The 16,080-nt window shown below is 51.6% G+C and carries 15 protein-coding genes; 7 read left to right on the forward strand and 8 right to left on the reverse strand.

The features are described from left to right. The first annotated feature begins 63 nt into the window (after positions 1-63). Positions 64-2,388, forward strand: coding sequence for an FdhF/YdeP family oxidoreductase (locus VFS25_RS15960; RefSeq protein ID WP_326463165.1), 2,325 nt, complete (start codon positions 64-66; stop codon positions 2,386-2,388). 59 nt (positions 2,389-2,447) lie between these two features. On the opposite strand, the gene VFS25_RS15965 is transcribed toward VFS25_RS15960, so the two are convergent. From VFS25_RS15965 to VFS25_RS15975, 3 genes are all read right to left on the reverse strand, one after another. Then, positions 2,448-4,319 carry a hypothetical protein gene (locus VFS25_RS15965; RefSeq protein ID WP_326463166.1) on the reverse strand — a complete coding sequence of 624 codons (1,872 nt, stop codon included), beginning with the start codon at positions 4,317-4,319 and terminating at the stop codon, positions 2,448-2,450. Positions 4,320-4,519: 200 nt separating this feature from the next. Next, positions 4,520-4,681, reverse strand: a complete 162-nt coding sequence (locus VFS25_RS15970; RefSeq protein ID WP_326463167.1) for a DUF1328 domain-containing protein — start codon at positions 4,679-4,681, stop codon at positions 4,520-4,522. Positions 4,682-4,758: 77 nt separating this feature from the next. Continuing rightward, positions 4,759-5,529 (reverse strand): DUF695 domain-containing protein, encoded by a 771-nt coding sequence (locus tag VFS25_RS15975; RefSeq protein WP_326463168.1) that lies wholly within the window; start codon positions 5,527-5,529, stop codon positions 4,759-4,761. A gap of 172 nt (positions 5,530-5,701) precedes the next feature. Here VFS25_RS15975 and VFS25_RS15980 point away from each other — a divergent pair, with 172 nt between their 5' ends. Continuing rightward, a complete protein-coding gene (locus VFS25_RS15980; RefSeq protein WP_326463169.1) occupies positions 5,702-8,197 on the forward strand; it encodes a TonB-dependent receptor domain-containing protein in 2,496 nt (831 codons plus the stop codon). A 377-nt stretch (positions 8,198-8,574) separates the two neighbouring features. Further along, positions 8,575-9,054, forward strand: a complete 480-nt coding sequence (locus tag VFS25_RS15985; protein ID WP_326463170.1) for an acyl-CoA thioesterase — start codon at positions 8,575-8,577, stop codon at positions 9,052-9,054. A gap of 179 nt (positions 9,055-9,233) precedes the next feature. On the opposite strand, the gene VFS25_RS15990 is transcribed toward VFS25_RS15985, so the two are convergent. From VFS25_RS15990 to VFS25_RS16005, 4 genes are all read right to left on the reverse strand, one after another. Continuing rightward, on the reverse strand, positions 9,234-10,229 hold the full coding sequence (locus VFS25_RS15990; RefSeq protein WP_326463171.1) for an ABC transporter ATP-binding protein: 996 nt from the start codon (positions 10,227-10,229) through the stop codon (positions 9,234-9,236). Then, complete coding sequence (locus tag VFS25_RS15995) at positions 10,112-11,023, reverse strand: ABC transporter transmembrane domain-containing protein (RefSeq protein WP_326463172.1); 912 nt, start codon at positions 11,021-11,023, stop codon at positions 10,112-10,114. Before VFS25_RS15995 ends, VFS25_RS15990 begins: the two co-directional genes overlap by 118 nt. A 156-nt stretch (positions 11,024-11,179) precedes the next feature. Next, entirely contained in the window at positions 11,180-11,449 is a 270-nt protein-coding gene (locus tag VFS25_RS16000; RefSeq protein WP_326463173.1) for a hypothetical protein, read from the reverse strand. A gap of 60 nt (positions 11,450-11,509) precedes the next feature. Next, the gene (locus VFS25_RS16005) at positions 11,510-11,740 is read right to left on the reverse strand and encodes a hypothetical protein (protein WP_326463174.1); all 231 of its coding nucleotides are present in this window, start codon (positions 11,738-11,740) and stop codon (positions 11,510-11,512) included. 106 nt (positions 11,741-11,846) lie between these two features. Between VFS25_RS16005 and VFS25_RS16010 the strand changes: the two genes are divergently transcribed. Beyond that, a complete protein-coding gene (locus VFS25_RS16010; RefSeq protein WP_326463175.1) occupies positions 11,847-13,061 on the forward strand; it encodes a DUF763 domain-containing protein in 1,215 nt (404 codons plus the stop codon). A gap of 265 nt (positions 13,062-13,326) precedes the next feature. Here VFS25_RS16010 and VFS25_RS16015 read toward each other — a convergent pair whose 3' ends face one another. Then, positions 13,327-13,491 carry a hypothetical protein gene (locus VFS25_RS16015; protein ID WP_326463176.1) on the reverse strand — a complete coding sequence of 55 codons (165 nt, stop codon included), beginning with the start codon at positions 13,489-13,491 and terminating at the stop codon, positions 13,327-13,329. Positions 13,492-13,537: 46 nt separating this feature from the next. On the opposite strand from VFS25_RS16015, the gene VFS25_RS16020 reads away from it, so the two are divergent. The 3 genes from VFS25_RS16020 (at position 13,538) to VFS25_RS16030 (ending at position 15,925) form a co-directional block, all read left to right on the forward strand. Continuing rightward, positions 13,538-13,963, forward strand: a complete 426-nt coding sequence (locus VFS25_RS16020; RefSeq protein ID WP_326463177.1) for a DUF6496 domain-containing protein — start codon at positions 13,538-13,540, stop codon at positions 13,961-13,963. Positions 13,964-14,399: 436 nt separating this feature from the next. Beyond that, the gene (locus tag VFS25_RS16025) at positions 14,400-15,467 is read left to right on the forward strand and encodes a ParM/StbA family protein (protein ID WP_326463178.1); all 1,068 of its coding nucleotides are present in this window, start codon (positions 14,400-14,402) and stop codon (positions 15,465-15,467) included. After that, entirely contained in the window at positions 15,467-15,925 is a 459-nt protein-coding gene (locus VFS25_RS16030) for a polymer-forming cytoskeletal protein (RefSeq protein ID WP_326463179.1), read from the forward strand. Before VFS25_RS16025 ends, VFS25_RS16030 begins: the two co-directional genes overlap by 1 nt. The last annotated feature ends 155 nt before the right edge of the window (positions 15,926-16,080 follow it).

Raw genomic sequence — 16,080 nt, forward strand, 5'->3', positions numbered from 1 at the left:
CACACTGCATCAGGCTTTATGCTTTCTGCTTTATGCTTTCCGCTTTATGTTAAAATAAAAACCATGGACAATTCCACTGAAAAAATACCATCTGCAGAAGGCCCGGCGGAATTTACCGGGTTAAGGCTCAGCAAGCCTAAAGATGTAGCTGCCGGCCTGCCGGCGGTAATGGTGAGCGCACAGCATATTTTAAAAGAAGCAGGCGCCCTGCGCGGTATGAAAGCGCTGCTGAAGCTGAACCAAAAAGGCGGGTTCGACTGCCCCAGCTGCGCCTGGCCCGACCCGGATGACGACCGCTCGGCTATTGCGGAATATTGCGAGAACGGCGCCAAAGCTGTGGCGGAAGAGGCCACGCTTAAAAAGCTTACGCCCGGCTTTTTTGCCGCCAACGCAGTAGCAGACCTGGCAAACCTGTCGGACTACGAGATCGGGAAAAAGGGCCGTATTGCCCAGCCAATGTACCTGCCTGCCGGCGGCACCCATTACCAGCCTATTGACTGGGATGCCGCCTTTATAAAAATAGCCAACCACCTGAATGCGCTGGCGTCGCCGGACGAAGCTGTTTTCTACACCTCCGGCCGTACCAGCAATGAAGCAGCTTTCCTGTACCAGCTGATGGTGCGCGAATACGGCACCAACAACCTGCCCGATTGCTCCAACATGTGCCATGAGTCCAGCGGGGTAGCCCTGGGCGAGTCGCTGGGTATAGGCAAAGGCTCTGTAACGCTGGAAGATATTCACCAGGCAGAGGTGATCATGATACTGGGGCAAAACCCCGGCACCAACCATCCCCGCATGCTCTCGGCCCTGCAAAAGGCCAAAGCCAACGGCGCTACCATTATTGCCATCAATCCCCTGCCCGAAGCAGGCTTAATGAACTTCCTGAACCCGCAAACGGTGAAAGGAATGCTGCACGTAAAAACCCACCTGGCAGATATTTTCCTGCAAGTGCGCATTAACGGCGATATGGCCCTGCTGAAAGCCCTGGCCCTGCTGCTGCTGGAAGCAGACGCCGAAAAACCCGGCCAGGTGCTGGATCATCACTTTATTGCCAAACATACCCACGGGTTTGAGCATTACGTGCAAAACCTGCAGCAATATACAGTAGCAGCACTGGCGGCCGACTGCGGCGTGCCGGAAGCGCAGCTGAAAGCTGCTGCAAAAGTGCTGGCGCAGAAAAAGAATATTGTAGCCTGCTGGGCCATGGGCCTTACCCAGCATAAAAATGCGGTGGATACTATTAAAGAGGTGGTAAACCTGCTGCTTATGAAAGGCAGCATTGGCAAACCCGGCGCCGGCACCTGCCCGGTACGCGGGCATAGCAATGTGCAGGGCGACCGTACCATGGGCATTTTTGAACAACCCTCCCCCGCCCTGCTGCAACGCCTACAGGAGGTGTATGGGTTTATACCGCCGCAGCATCATGGTTTTGATACGGTAAATGCCATACACGCCATGCTCAACGGGCGGGCCAAAGTATTTATGGCCATGGGCGGCAACTTCCTGTCCGCCACGCCAGATACCAACCTTACGGCCCAGGCCTTGCGTAACTGCAACCTTACTGTGCACGTGTCTACAAAGCTGAACCGCAGCCACCTGGTGCATGGCAAAGAAGCGCTCATACTGCCCTGCCTGGGCCGCTCAGACCAGGATATTATTAACGGGGAACCGCAGTTCGTAAGCTGCGAGAACTCTATGGGCGTTGTACAAATGTCTAAAGGCAACCTGAAACCCGTATCAAAAGAGCTGCTGGGCGAGCCTGTGATCCTGTGCCGGCTGGCGCAGCACCTCCTGGGTAACCGCTCCCGGGTGAACTGGGCGCTGTATATGCGGCACTATGATCACATCCGCAATGACATTGAAAAGGTGATACCCGGCTTTGAGCGTTATAACGAGCGGGTACGGCGCCCCGGCGGCTTTTATTTGCCCAATACGGCGCGGGAAGGCCGCTTTAACCCCGAGGGCAGCGGCAAAGCGCACTTTAACCTGGCCAATATTACTCCGCTGTCGCTGGCGGCAGATGAATATATTATGATGACCATCCGCAGCCACGACCAGTTTAACACCACCATTTACGGCCTGGACGACCGCTACCGGGGCGTGTACAACGAGCGGCGCGTAATATACATGAATGAGAAAGACATTGCCCGTGCCGGCCTGCGGCCCGGCGATGTGGTAAACCTGGTAAATAAGGAAGACGGGCATACGCGCATAGCGCACCGTTTTATTGTAGTGCCTTACAGCATACCGGAACGCTGCACCGCTACCTATTTCCCCGAAACCAATGTGCTGGTGCCGCTGAACAGCGTTGCGGATAAAAGCAATACGCCGGTTTCTAAAATGGTGGTTATCCGCATCATTAAAGACGAAACAGGAAGTATCAGGTAGAAAGTAAAAGGCTCCATTCATCTGCACATCTGCATATTTGCATATCTGCTCATCCCTCCCTACCTGAACTGCAAAAACTGCGGCGCGCGCAGTACAGATATATCAAAACGGAAATCTACAATAGTCGTAATCTCGTAATAAAACGACTTTACAGGCGGCGGCGCGTCGGGCATATAATACGCGGCTATACGAAAAGTGTTAAGCGCCAGGTTCTCGTTCCGTATGCGCACTCCTGCGCCAACAGCGCTGTGCAGCGGGTTCCTGAAAATGGCGTTATTGTTTTCCGTGATCTGCGACAGCTGCAGGTAGGTGGAAAAATTAAACTTGAAGCCCAGCACTTTCAGCGGGCTGTAATACACCGTTTCTGAACGCAGGTTCAGGCGTTGGTAACCGTTAATGCGGGAATTACGGTAGCCCCATATACCCACATCCACATTTATGCTCAGCGGCTTGTAAAAGAAATTGTTAGGGTTGCCCAGGTAATCGACTGTTACAAACTGCCGCAGCCTGCCCCAGGGAAAGTTGAACAGGCGGCTGTAATACTCTGCGCTGGCATGTATCACCGCATCTTCCGACGACTGTTTTTGCCAGAAGCTGCCAATGCCAAGCGTAGTATTAAAAAGCCCTTCATGCCGGGTGAGCCAGAATTTGCGCATTTCCAGCGCGGTGTATAAACGCCTGCGCGCTTTCCAGCTTTCCCAGCCGGATAGCACGCTTACATTATAACCCAGCGGAATGTCTTCCGTACGGCCAAAGCCAAAGAAGTAATGCGCTTTGAAAAAGTCCTGCCTGAACACGGCCAGCTCCGCCAGGTAATAACGCCGGTCGTTGTACACCGGGTCTTCCTTGAACCGGTCCTGCACGGGGTTCCTGTTAAAGAACAGGTTATAATGCCGCAGCAGTATGGCCATATTGGGCTTCTTGCCGGGATCTTCCCCGTTCTTCCCGGGATTAATAACGTTATACCCCACCCAGGCGTCTACCACGTTATAGCGGTAGTTGCGGTACAAGGTATCGGGCAGGTTCCTGAAATTAATGGAAAAGTTACGGGCCAGGTATAACCCGCCTATCAAGCTGGCGCTGGTACGGTATAACGGGCGGTTCAGGCTTACAAAGTACGACCCTTCCAGCACGCCTGTATCAATGGCGGCGGGCGTATAGTCGTTCAGGGTAGTATAGCCCACGGAAGCATCTACAAAGGAGCCGGCTACGTTATACTTGGTATAGGTAACCGCCGAGCCCCAGGGCGGGGAGCGGTCGTTGCGCCACCGGGCGGTAACATCAATACCCTGGCCGGCGCCCAGCACGTTGTTATTGGAAATACCGCCCCGGAAAGCGGTGGAGGTAAGCTCCCGCAGGTCGGCGCTGTATTCAAAAAGGTCTTTGGTTACCACCAGCAGGTCTACAGAGTCGGGCGACACCGCTGCGTTGATAATGTATATGCGTGCATCCTGTATAAAGGGGCGGTTACGCAAATAGCGTTCATTATCCGCCATGGTATAAGGGTCTATGGTATCGCTTTCCCGGAAAAAAAGGGATTGCCGTATCACCCACTCGCTGGTGTTTAAATGCAGGCGGTTGGCAAAATTCAGCAGCTTCATGCCGCTATGGAAAGTGGTATCGTTAATGTTGCGCGGGCCAAACACGTTTACCTGGCGGTAATAAATGTCGCGTACCACCCTGCCGCGGTACGGTGTAAAATATTGCTCGCTTTTTATAAGGGTGCTGTCGGTGCCGGGCGGCTCCGGCACATTTTGCCGGGTAATATGGCGTATCAGGGAGTCGCGGTACTCTTTATTGCGGATAGAGTCGCGGTATTGTGCAAGCCGCCGGAAAAGGCCGTTTTTGCGCCGGGCGGGGGTGGTGTCATTTTCCTGGAAAGCAATTGCGCCCGGCTTCACCATTCCCTGCACAATAGAAGGCTGTAACATACAGCAACAACAGATGATCCAGTATATTTTAATTAGTCTTCCCAATCGTTTTCAGTCGGCTTAAAACGCGTGTGACAGTTGTTATGTAATGTATTAAAAAATGAAGAAACGGAAAAAAGGAAAATAAAAGAAAGGATAGCGCCCTCTCTGTTTATTTCCCTTCATTCCGTTCCGTACAAGTTCTTTGCTCCCCCTATGTACTATCTCCGTAGCAAACCTGATAGCAATGAAATAAGGAACAATACTACAAAGATGAAGAACAGGATTTTGGCAATGGATGCAGCACCTGCCGCTATGCCGCCAAATCCAAAAACTGCTGCAATAACAGCAACAATAAAGAAGATAAGTGCCCAGCGTAACATAAGCTAATAATTTAGTGATACTTGTGTGGTTACAATTATCATTCCAACGCATGCCAGTTATTCCTAAAAGCCGGGGCCTATTTTACAATATTGGTTTCCCATCCGTCATAGCGGCCGTTCAGGACGCGGGCCAGCTCCCACAGGTACATCACCACCTGGTCTATGCTGTCGTCTGTGGTTTTATCCATACGGGATATATGCAGGGCATAAGGGTAGTCTTTTTCGCTGCTGCGGTTATTCTTTTCAATACGGAAGCCCTGTTCTTTTACCTGTTGCCAGTACTGGTCGCGCTCTGTTTCGCGGGTAAAGAATATCCAGTGGTCAACAGGCCGGGGGCATTCGCTGTTATCGGCATGTTTTTGCAGGGTACGCAGCACCTTGCGGTTTTGAATGCGCTGGAATTCCTGCACATCGGGCAGTAAAAAATCAAAATACAGTTCCCAGGTCCGGTCTTCCTGCACCCCAAAATCGTAACGGTAACTGGGGAAATTAATCATCACATCGGCAATGGCCTTATCGTGCAGCAGGGTGTTGCCGGTATAAAAATAAAAGTCGCGCACGCCGTTGGAGATGGTGCGCCCCACAAAAAAAGCGTTCAGCTTGTCTTCCAGGTGCTCTACCAGGCTGTCCTCTATCTCGCCCAGGGTAGCAAATTCTTCGCTCTGCGGAAAGCCATCGGAGCGGGGATGGTTCAGGTAAACAGATATAAATAATGCATGCGGTTTATCCTTGAGCGGGGCAAAACGGCGCAGGTCAAGATCCAGCCCTATAATGGCCGGGCTATCTTCAATAGCGCAGGTATATATATCCCAGTCAGGTTGGTAATGGCGGTGCATATGGTTAGTCATTAGGCTTGCGGTAAAGGTACGAAGTTTGAGAAATGATGCAGGATACAAGGCAGTCAGATGTGGAAAATTCCCGTAGTTACCATTCATCATAAAACCGGGTTAACGCGCTGGATTCCTATTACTTTTACGGCCGGAGATAAAGCAAATCTTGAAGGAAGAAATTTTTTTTTGTATGCGAACGATCGTCTTTTGGGGACTGGTAATCATAGCTATTATAGGATCTGGCACTATTGCACAGGCACAGGCGCCGCAAAAAGGCCCTGCCCGTGGTAACATTATCGGCAAACTGGTGGATGCAGAGGGGAATAAACCTGTAGAATACGCTTCTGTAGCGCTTTTACGCGCTAAAGACTCTACCGTGGTAACAGGTATGCTATCCAAAGGTAACGGCGATTTCAACTTTGACAATGTTGCGGCCGGCAAATACCTGCTGAAGATAAATTTCATTGGCTACACAACCGTTTATAAAGTTATTAACCTGAAACCCGGCAGCCAGACGGATGTTGGTAACATAAAGCTTAGCGCCAACGTTAAATCCCTGGCAGCCGTAGAGGTAGTTGGTACCCAGCCTACGTATACCATGGCCATTGACAAGAAGGTGTTTAATGTAGATAAAAGCCTTGCTACCGTAGGCGGCACTGCAGCAGATGTGCTGAAGCAGGTGCCCTCTGTAAGCGTGGATATTGACGGTAACGTAACCGTACGAAACGGCAGCCCCACCATTTTTGTTGACGGCAGGCCTACTACCCTTACTATTGACCAGATACCCGCCGACGCCATTGAACGCATAGAGGTGGTAACCAATCCTTCCGCCAAATACGATGCAGAAGGCATGAGCGGCATCCTCAACATAGTGTTGAAAAAGAACCGCAAAGCCGGCATAAACGGCCAGGTAACCGCAGGCGGCTCTACCCTGGGCGGCGCCAACGGCGGCGTTGACCTGAACGTGCGGCAGGAAAAGTTCAACTTCTTCCTCACCTATAATGTGCGCACCCGCAAGGCCTGGACCAACACCCACCTGTTCCGTAAAAATATTTCATCCGATACGGTTACTTACCTGGACCAGTACCAGGATGGCGACCAGTTCCGCCGCTTCCAGTTTGGCCGCATGGGAGTTGACCTGTACCTGGACAACCGCAACACGCTCACCATTTCGCAGGGTATTGTGAGCGGTAAGTTTGAGAATACGAACGATCAAACCCTGTATGACCTGGATATTAAGCAACAGCGCATGCGCTACGGCACCGGTATAGATAATAACAACCACGGCTTTACCAACTATACCACACAGCTGGGCTATACGCACAACTTTGCCGAAGAAGGCCACCAGCTCACTGCCGACTTTAACTATAACCGCGCCAACGGAACAGACGGCACGGATTATTCCCTGCAGTATTACGGCATGGACCATACGCCTCTTTATGATCCGGAGCCGGAGCTGCGCATAGGCCGCGGCGGCGACAATACTACTTATATCAACGGGCAGGTGGATTATGTAGATCCGCTGTCGGCCAACTCCAAGCTGGAGGCCGGCCTGCGCACCACTGCCCGCACCTTTAACAACGACATTACCACAAAGGGCAAAGATTTTCCTTCCGGCGAGTTTGTGGTAGACAGCGCCCTGTCTAACAAATACCACTATACGGAGCAGATCAACGCTGCATATATCAACTACAACGGCACCATCAAAGATTTTGGCTACCAGGCAGGCTTACGCGCCGAGCAGTCGTTTTATAAAGGCAATATGCAAAGCGCCAAAAACAGCGCTTATGACATCAGCTACCCGGTAAGCCTGTTCCCGAGCGTTTTCCTGTCGCAGAAATTCAAAGGCGACCATGAGCTGCAGCTGAACTACAGCCGCCGCATACGCCGTCCCTGGTTCCGCGACCTGCTGCCCAACCTGGAGTACAGCGCGCAAAGCGCCAGCCGTGGTAACCCCGCCCTGCGCCCTGAGTTCACCAACAGCTTTGAGCTGTCGTACCTGAAAACTTTTTCAGACAAGCACAATGTAATGGTATCTACCTACTACCGGAATACCAATCATGCCATCACCGACTTTTATACAGATACCACGCTGAACCTGAACGGGCAAATGCAGAAGGTGGTGCTCACCTACCCGGTAAACGCCGCCACCCGCAACTCGTGGGGCGCGGAGTTTACAGTGCGCAACCAGGTAATGCCCGGATGGGATATTACCACCAACATTAACCTGGCCCAAACCAGCATTAACGCCAATAACCTGGGCAGTGACCTGAGTAACAGCGGCTTTACCTGGTTCGGAAAGGTGAACAGCAATACCAAGCTGCCCTGGAACCTGCTGCTGCAGGTAACGGGTAACTACGAGTCAAAACGCATACTGCCGCAGGGCGAGCGTGCAGCCGAGTACCAGGTGGATATGGCGCTCAGGCGGGAATTCCTGAAGAAAAAGAACCTGGTGGTAACCATGTCTGTAAACGATATTTTTAATACCGACCGTGACCTGGGCTTTACCACCACCGAGTTTGCAGAGCAGGAAAAGTACCGCAAGCGCGCCTCCCGCGAGTTCCGTATTAATATTGCCTGGCGCTTTGGTAAGATGGACACCAACCTTTTCAAACGCAAGAAAGAGCAGCGGGGCGACAACAACGGCGGCGACCAGGGTGGCGGTGAGGAAGGCGACCGTTCCTGATCCTGCGCAGGCAGCAGCTGCATAAAAACATTATCAACACAGCCGGCAAGCACTTTGCCGGCTGTGTGCTTTTTATAGCCGGGGGCGGTGCAGCCCATTTGCGTGGGACGCGGCAGTATGCCTTACAGCCTGTTTTGAGGTATTGCCTCGCAGTAGGTTTAGGCTGCTTTGCGCTACGGCACGGCCAATGTGGTTTACAGCCTGTTTGGGGGTATGGACCGCTTGCGTTGATCAACGCCTGACCGCACCTTTATCCCGCGCGGACCATTGCCGCGGCTACTTTAAGTATTTTCTGCCAGCTATTTTAAATTACATTTTTTGCTTATAGCTTTGGGGCTGTTTTTGTGATTGTTTCAAACTAAAAAAATGTAATCCGCATGTCCGACGGCAATATCTCCAATACCATTACCCTCCGTTTCCTGGCCGAGCCTTCTGATGTGAACTTCGGCGGCAAAGTGCACGGGGGCGCTGTAATGAAGTGGATAGACCAGGCAGGCTATACCTGTGCTGCACGCTGGAGCGGGCAGTATTGCGTAACCGTGTACGTGGGCGGCATCCGCTTTTACCAGCCCATAGCCATCGGCAACCTGGTAGAGATAGATGCGGCTGTGATCTATACCGGCAAAAGCAGCATGCATATAGCCATTAACGTATATGCCGCTAACCCGCGCAAAGGCGAGCGGATAAAAACCACGCACTGCATTATGGTATTTGCAGCCGTAGATGATAACGGCAAAACCGTACCGGTGCCTAAATGGGTTCCGACCACGGAAGAGGAGCTGCATATGTACGATTATGCCCAGCGCTTAATGGACCTGCGCAAGAATATTGAGGAAGAGATGAAGCCGTATTTGTGAAAGCAAAAGTCAAAAAGTAAAAAGAAAAAATATATAGCAGTGTTTAGGGCGTCCGAAGATACGGAGTGTCACAGCGAAGGTTGAGAAGTCAGCGGTCCGGTTAAGATAATACCAGCAATGGAACAACAATCGCTTTTTGCCTTTTACTTTTTACTTTTTGCTTTATGCTTTGAGCATTCTCAATGACTGAACTGCATTTCGCTTAAATTCTTATACAGGCCGCCGGCAACGTCTATGAGCTGCTGATGGGTGCCTTCTTCCACAATGCGGCCTTTATCCAGCACAATAATCTTGTCGGCTTTACGCACGGTGGCCAGGCGGTGTGCGATTACAATGGAGGTGCGCCCCTCCATCAGCTTTTCCAGGGCGTCCTGCACCAGCCTTTCCGATTCCGAGTCAAGGGCCGAGGTGGCCTCATCCAGTATCAGTATACGGGGATCTTTAAGCACGGCACGGGCAATGGCAATACGCTGGCGCTGCCCGCCGGACAGCTGTATGCCGCGCTCCCCTACCACGGTATCGAGCCCGTTGGGAAACCGCTGTATAAACTCCCAGGCATTGGCTTTACGGGCGGCATCAATAATGGCTTCTTCCGGTGCGCCGGGTTTACCATATGCAATATTTTCCCGGATGGTGCCGCCAAACAGGAACACATCCTGCGGCACCACGGCCATTTGCCCCCTCAGCGCTGAAAGAGGCATATCGCCGCTATTGCGGCCGTCGAACGAAATAGCCCCGCCTGTGGTATCGTACATCCGCAGCAATAAAGATACAATGGTGCTTTTACCGGCGCCGCTGGGGCCTACCAGCGCTACCTGCTGATCGGCCGCTACTGAAAACGATACATCCTGCAGCACCGTAAGATCGGGGCGTGAAGGGTAATGGAACGATACCTGCTCAAAGGTGATTTGCCCGCTCAGGTGGTGCTCCGGCGCTATCAGGCTGCTGTCGGTAATAGGTTCTGCCGGCTCGTCCAGTATTTCCAACAGGTTTTCCGTAGCGCCCATGCTGCGCTGTATGCTGGTATACACTTCTGCCAGGCCGGTTACAGAGCCGCCTATAAAGCCGGAATAAATGATGAAGGAGAACAGCTCGCCGGTTGACTGCATTTCGCCGGTGGCAATAAGCAGGGCCCCTTTCCAGATAACCGCCACCATGGCGCCGAAAATACCCATGATGAGAAAGCTGGAAAGGCGCCCCGGTACCGGCCGCTTTTAATGCCGGTAGCAGCGGCTTCCAGGGTTTTATGCCGGTAACGGTTCATTTCAAAGAACTCGTTGGCAAAAGCTTTTACGTTCAGGATGCCCTGCAGGGTTTCTTCCACAATGGTATTGGCCTCTGCCACCTGGTTCTGCACCTGTTTGGAAAAGCGGCGTATAAACCGCCCGAACACATAGGCTATGAGCATAATAACCGGGAAAATGGCCAGCATGAACAGGGTGAGCTTCAGGGAGGTATGCAGCAGCAGGGCAATACCGCCAATGATCACAATTACCTGGCGTATAAACTCGGCAATGGTGGTGGTAAAGGTTTCCTGGAGCAGGGAAATGTCGGACGAAATACGGCTGCCCAGCTCTCCTACCCGCCGGTTCACAAAAAACTTCATGGGCAGCTTTATCAGGTGATTATAAATGGTTTGACGCAGGGTGGCCAGCGTTTTTTCCGTAACATTTACAAACAGCACAATGCGGAAGTAAGAAAAGAGGGCCTGCGCGGCCAGCACGCCTGCCAGCATAAAACCCAGGCGGTCAATATCCTGCAGCAGGCGGCCGTGGGTGCTGGAGTCAACCAGGTCGCCGAGCAGCTTTGGAAAAGCCAGGCCGGCCAGGCTGGAAATAAACAGGAACAGCATGCCCAGGCTAAATTGCGGCCAGTAGGGCTTTACATATTTATAGAGCCGGAATGTTTTTTTAAGTGAGGTTAAGCTAATGCCTTTTCCCAGCTTTTTTTTAAAGTCAAAAAATTGCATCTGTCTTTAATTCAATAGTGGTGGAAACGGGTTAAGTGTATGCCGTTATTATGGGACGGATGAGCAGGGCAATATATTTTAATTTACTGAAAAGAAAAAAGGTTACAACACCTTACGGCATTGTAACCCTGTATTTTATCTCACAATATTAGATGCTTACTTGTTGTTACGGTTCCTGGATGAGTCATTGGCCCCGGTGCCGTAGCGGGCGGAGTCTGACCCCGGGTTAATGGCACCCGGCGGCTGTTCGGCGGCTGGCGCTGTATCTCTGACCGTACTGGTATCTGACATGATCATGTTACTATCCGTCGTCATAACGCCGGTAGAATCTGTGTTGGTATTCTGACCACTACCGCAGGCGGTAGTGAGGCACATTCCCGAAAAAACGGCTATTACCAACAGGTAAGAAAAATTCATCCTTTTCATAAAAATGGTTTTCCGTGTGTCGAAATATTGCTACACAATGTGATATAAACACCACATCAGTTAATGCACTGTGGTATCTACGGGCATAGTACTGGTGTCACTGTTCATGATGGCAGAGGTGTCGCGCATCGCGCCGGAAGTGTCCTGTATTACGCCGGAAGTATCGGTGCCTGTGCTGTTGCCGCTTTCCCTGGAACTGCCGCAGGCAAAGAGGAAGAGGCTGATCATCATAGCCAGGCAAACAGTAATGCACAGCTTATAAATAGAAGGCTTTTCAATTTTGATATTCATTACGGCAAAATTTATAAGTTAACAAGTTTTAACTGGTTCCGGGGAAAGTAGGGAAATAATTGTGCCAACGGACGGGCGCCCATTGATAATTCGTAATTTCACATTCATGAGCAAGGCTTACGCTGATCTTCCGCTACACTATGGGCAAGTACCGCCCTGGCTATTCCGCAGAATGAGTTTGCTGGGGGGCGCCATTGTGGAAGCCATTGTGCTGCAATATGGTAAAGGCGAGGTGCTGCGCCGCCTCAGCGATCCCTGCTGGTTCCAGGCGCTGGGTTGTGTAATGGGTATGGACTGGCACTCTTCCGGCATTACCACCAGCGTAATGGGTGCGCTCAAAAAATCAGTGAATCCCATGGCCGGAGAGCTCGGCATTTATATTTGCGGCGGCAAGGGCCGTTACTCCCGCGAAACGCCGGCAGAGCTGCAGGCTATTGCAGCGCGCACCGGCCTGCCCGGCGACCTGCTGGTTCGCAGCAGCAGGCTGTCGGCCAAGGTAGATAACACTGCGGTGCAGGATGGCTTCCAGATATACCTGCACTCATTTGTGGTGTCTGACGCGGGGGAATGGGCCGTAATACAACAGGGCATGAACGACGCCAGCGGCATGGCCCGGCGCTATCACTGGCACTCCGCTGCAATGCCTTCATTTACAGAAACGCCGCACACCTTCATTTACGGGCAAAACCAGGGGCAGATACTGAACCTGACGGATAAGGCGGCGGCAGGCACCAAATCGGGCCTGCTGCAGCTGGTACAGGAAGGCCCCGCGCGCATGCTGCCTGAAATACGCAAGCTGCTGATGCCCACGCATCACGATGTGCGGGCAACAGATGTTGACCTGAAAAGGCTGGGCGCCGTGCTGGCCGTAGCCCATGAACGCGGGCTGCACGATTTTGACTCGCTGCTGCTGCTGGAAGGCGTAGGCCCCCGCACCATACAATCCCTTACGCTGGTAAGCGAAGTTATATATGGCACCCCCTCCCGCTTTACAGATCCCGGCCGGTTTTCGTTTGCCCATGGGGGTAAGGACGGGCACCCGTTTCCGGTACCCACCAAAGTGTATGACGAAACCATACAGGTGCTGCGCAGCGCTGTGGATAAGTCAAAGCTGGGCCATACCGATAAGCAGGAGGCCATCCGCAAACTATCCGTGCTCTCCGAAAAGCTGGAAAAAGACTTTATACCCAATGAAAACTTCCAGCAGGTAATTGAGCGGGAAAGGGCTACCTCCTGGCAGTACGGCGGCCGCACCGTTATGGGCAGGGCGAAGCCGCCGGCTAAAAAATCACCCGATGATCCGCAGTTAAAACTCTTCTGACGGGGCCGGGCACGTACGCACGGCACGAACCGCGCGCGGCGTACCTAAAGCCTATAGTGAATTTGTTCCTGCACGGTCTAAAGCGCTCACCTTAGCTGACTGCTCCTGCGATCTTGCCGTAATAGCCGCCCGGCGGGCCAATATGCAGCTGGCCATGCTTAAAGCAATGCCCTTGTGTTTCCGCGATCTGAGGCAGGGCATACACACAGGCCTGTACGTTTTTACCAGGAGCTGCATACGCTTTTGCTACCCTTATTGAACGCTTTTACCAGGAGTTGCGAACGCTTTTACTGCCCGTGCTGAACGCTTTTACCCCGGGTTGCGCAGCAGTTACACCACGGCTGCATTGGGCTGCATGCCGGCTCCATGCAGGTTTGTCCTGCATGTGCGCTGCTGCCAGGTTGTTGCTGCCGCGGCCTGGCCGGCCCAAGCTGTTTTGGTCCCCTTTTTGGAACAGTTCAGTAAAACATTGATATATGGCACGTTATTCAGAAAAGTCAAGGGACACTGTAGGTGAAGCCCTTCACAAAGAAAAAAAAGGAAAGCTGCGCAGTGGCCGTAGCGGTAAAAAGGTAACCAGCCGTAAGCAAGCTATAGCCATTGGCTTATCGGAAGCCAGGGAAAAAGGCCAGAAAGTACCACCGCCGCCCAAAGGCTCGGCCAGCAGCAAAAAATCATCCGGTAAGAAAGCAACGGCTAAAAAGAAAGCCGCGCCCAAGAAAAGTGCTGCAAAGAAAAGCACGGCCAAGAGCAGCACCCGCAAACGCGCAACGGCTACTACCCGTAAAGCTGCATCCGGGCGTGCAAAGGCCAGGAAAACAACCGGCAAAAAAGCAGCTGCTACCAACAGGAAAAGCAGCAGCCGCAAAAAGGCCAGCTCCAGCAAAAAGAAGGCGTCATAGCCGTTCTTCCTTCATAGCTGACCCGTTAAATGTAATACCCATCATACCCGGATGCCTGCCGGCAGGCCCTTAATTATCTTCCTTCTTTACAAGTACCCCTTCTTACCGCGTATGCGGGTATTGTGTTGCTTAGCTTAGCCAGGTTATTTACCAGGAGTTTGTGTTGCCTGTATGTACAGCAGGGCACGTGTTCGCTTGCCTGTAATGCATTGCTGCTGGCAGCAGCAGATTGTACTTTCTTTGCAGGCGCCCGGCCAACGGGCGTCAATGGCCGGTATTGTCTTATCAAACTGTAGCCCCGCCGCGAATTAATTTACATTTTTTTTATATTAGAAGTTATTAGGGATCAATATATTTTATATCTTGTACCAGCTTAGAGTACATGGCTCATAACTATTCCTATTTGTTTAAACTTTTAGCATTATAACAGACTATCATGAAAGCGTCAACTATCAGCTTCCCTAGTGTCTTTGAAACTGCGTTTGGCAACACAGAAAATTCTTCACGCGATCTGCTCAATGGTATTAAAGTTAAAAAAGATGATACATGGTATATGGTGGGCAACCTTGCCAAGCGCGGCGGTATTAACCCGGGCCGTATTACCAATGCAGCGCCGATGGAAGCTGATTATGACATCCTGTTTAAGGGCGCTATGGTGAATGTGGCCGATAAAGTGCAGCAGCCGCTGTCTATTACCATGGGCTTCCCTTTCTCTACCTATAACATTTACAAGCAGGCGGCAGAGCAATACCTGGCCAAGCGCCACTTCCTGATTGAATACGATACGCAAACCTTCAATACCAAAGGCTCCATTAAAAAGGCCATGCTGGATATTGAAAAGTTTGAGATTATCCCCGAAATTGTAGGCGGCATTATCGGGTTAAAGAAAAGCATTGGCGATCCTAACCTGGACAATTTCATTGCCGTGAGCTTCGGCTTTGGCACCATTGAAGGCGGCATGGCTACAGGGGATGGCCTGATTAACCGTACCTGCTTCAGCTCCCATGGCATTAAATACGCCATCAACAACCTGGCCCGCGAGCTGAATAAAAAGTACTACCTGGATATGAAGAATGAGCACCAGCTGGACGATGCGTTCATGAAAGGCTCTATCTTCACCAACCGTAAAAGAATAGACCTCAAAGACGTACGCAAGGAAATGCTTACCCAATATTACCGGGAAGTGGTATCGCCCCTGATGCGTAACTACTTTACCGACCTGGATTTTGAGCAGTGCGGTAAAATTTACCTGATGGGCGGCGGTGCGCATTACCGTGAATTAACGGACGCTTTTGCAGAGGAATTCCGGGATTTTATACCTGTGGAAGTTGCGCCTTCACCGGAAAACCTCATCAGCATTGGCTACCTGTACAACTCACTGCGCATTTCCGACGACAAACCGCAGCGAAGCGTAGGCGTTGATCTCGGTAATGCATCATCAATCATTTCTGTTTTTGACGAGGAAAAAGTAAATTTATCAGGCGGCGCAACTGCAACTAACTGATGTCTACAATTACAGATCGTTTATTTAGTGCCTTCTCAAAAGGCAAATTCCTATTACCGAAGCAAGTAGTAGTACAAGGCTCTATTGAAGCAGCTATTCCCGGCCGCATTGACGGCAATGTAAAAGGCGATGTGAGAACTGAAGGCCTGCTGGTTATCGGGCCGGAAGGCAGCGTAAAAGGCAATGTGTACGCTACGGACCTGGTTACCTATGGTAAAATTTACGGCGACATTTATATTACCAACAAAGCCGTGATCAGCAACGAAGCCTATGTAAAGGGCGACGTAAATGCTGTGGTGCTGGAGGTAAAGGAAGGCGCCGTAATAGAAGGGGCCATCCGCAAAAACGTGTCGGCCCGCCATGAGCCCGAAATACTGAAGCCTGATACAGCAGCTGAAGCACCGGCACCGGAAAAAGCGCCTCCCCCGCCGGAGGAGGAAAGAGCGAACTGGTTTTGAAGTCAATTACGAATTTGTCAATTACGCCCCCGCGAAGCGGTGCATTGCCTGTTCCGCACTTGCGGAAAGCACCATTGTAAATAAATTATGAATGCGAATAATTAAGAATGGAGCGGTGAGGCGCTTGGCCTGGTGGTAATTGGACTGGCAGTGCA

It is taken from the genome of Chitinophaga sp. (assembly GCF_035761305.1).
Taxonomy (GTDB): domain Bacteria; phylum Bacteroidota; class Bacteroidia; order Chitinophagales; family Chitinophagaceae; genus Chitinophaga.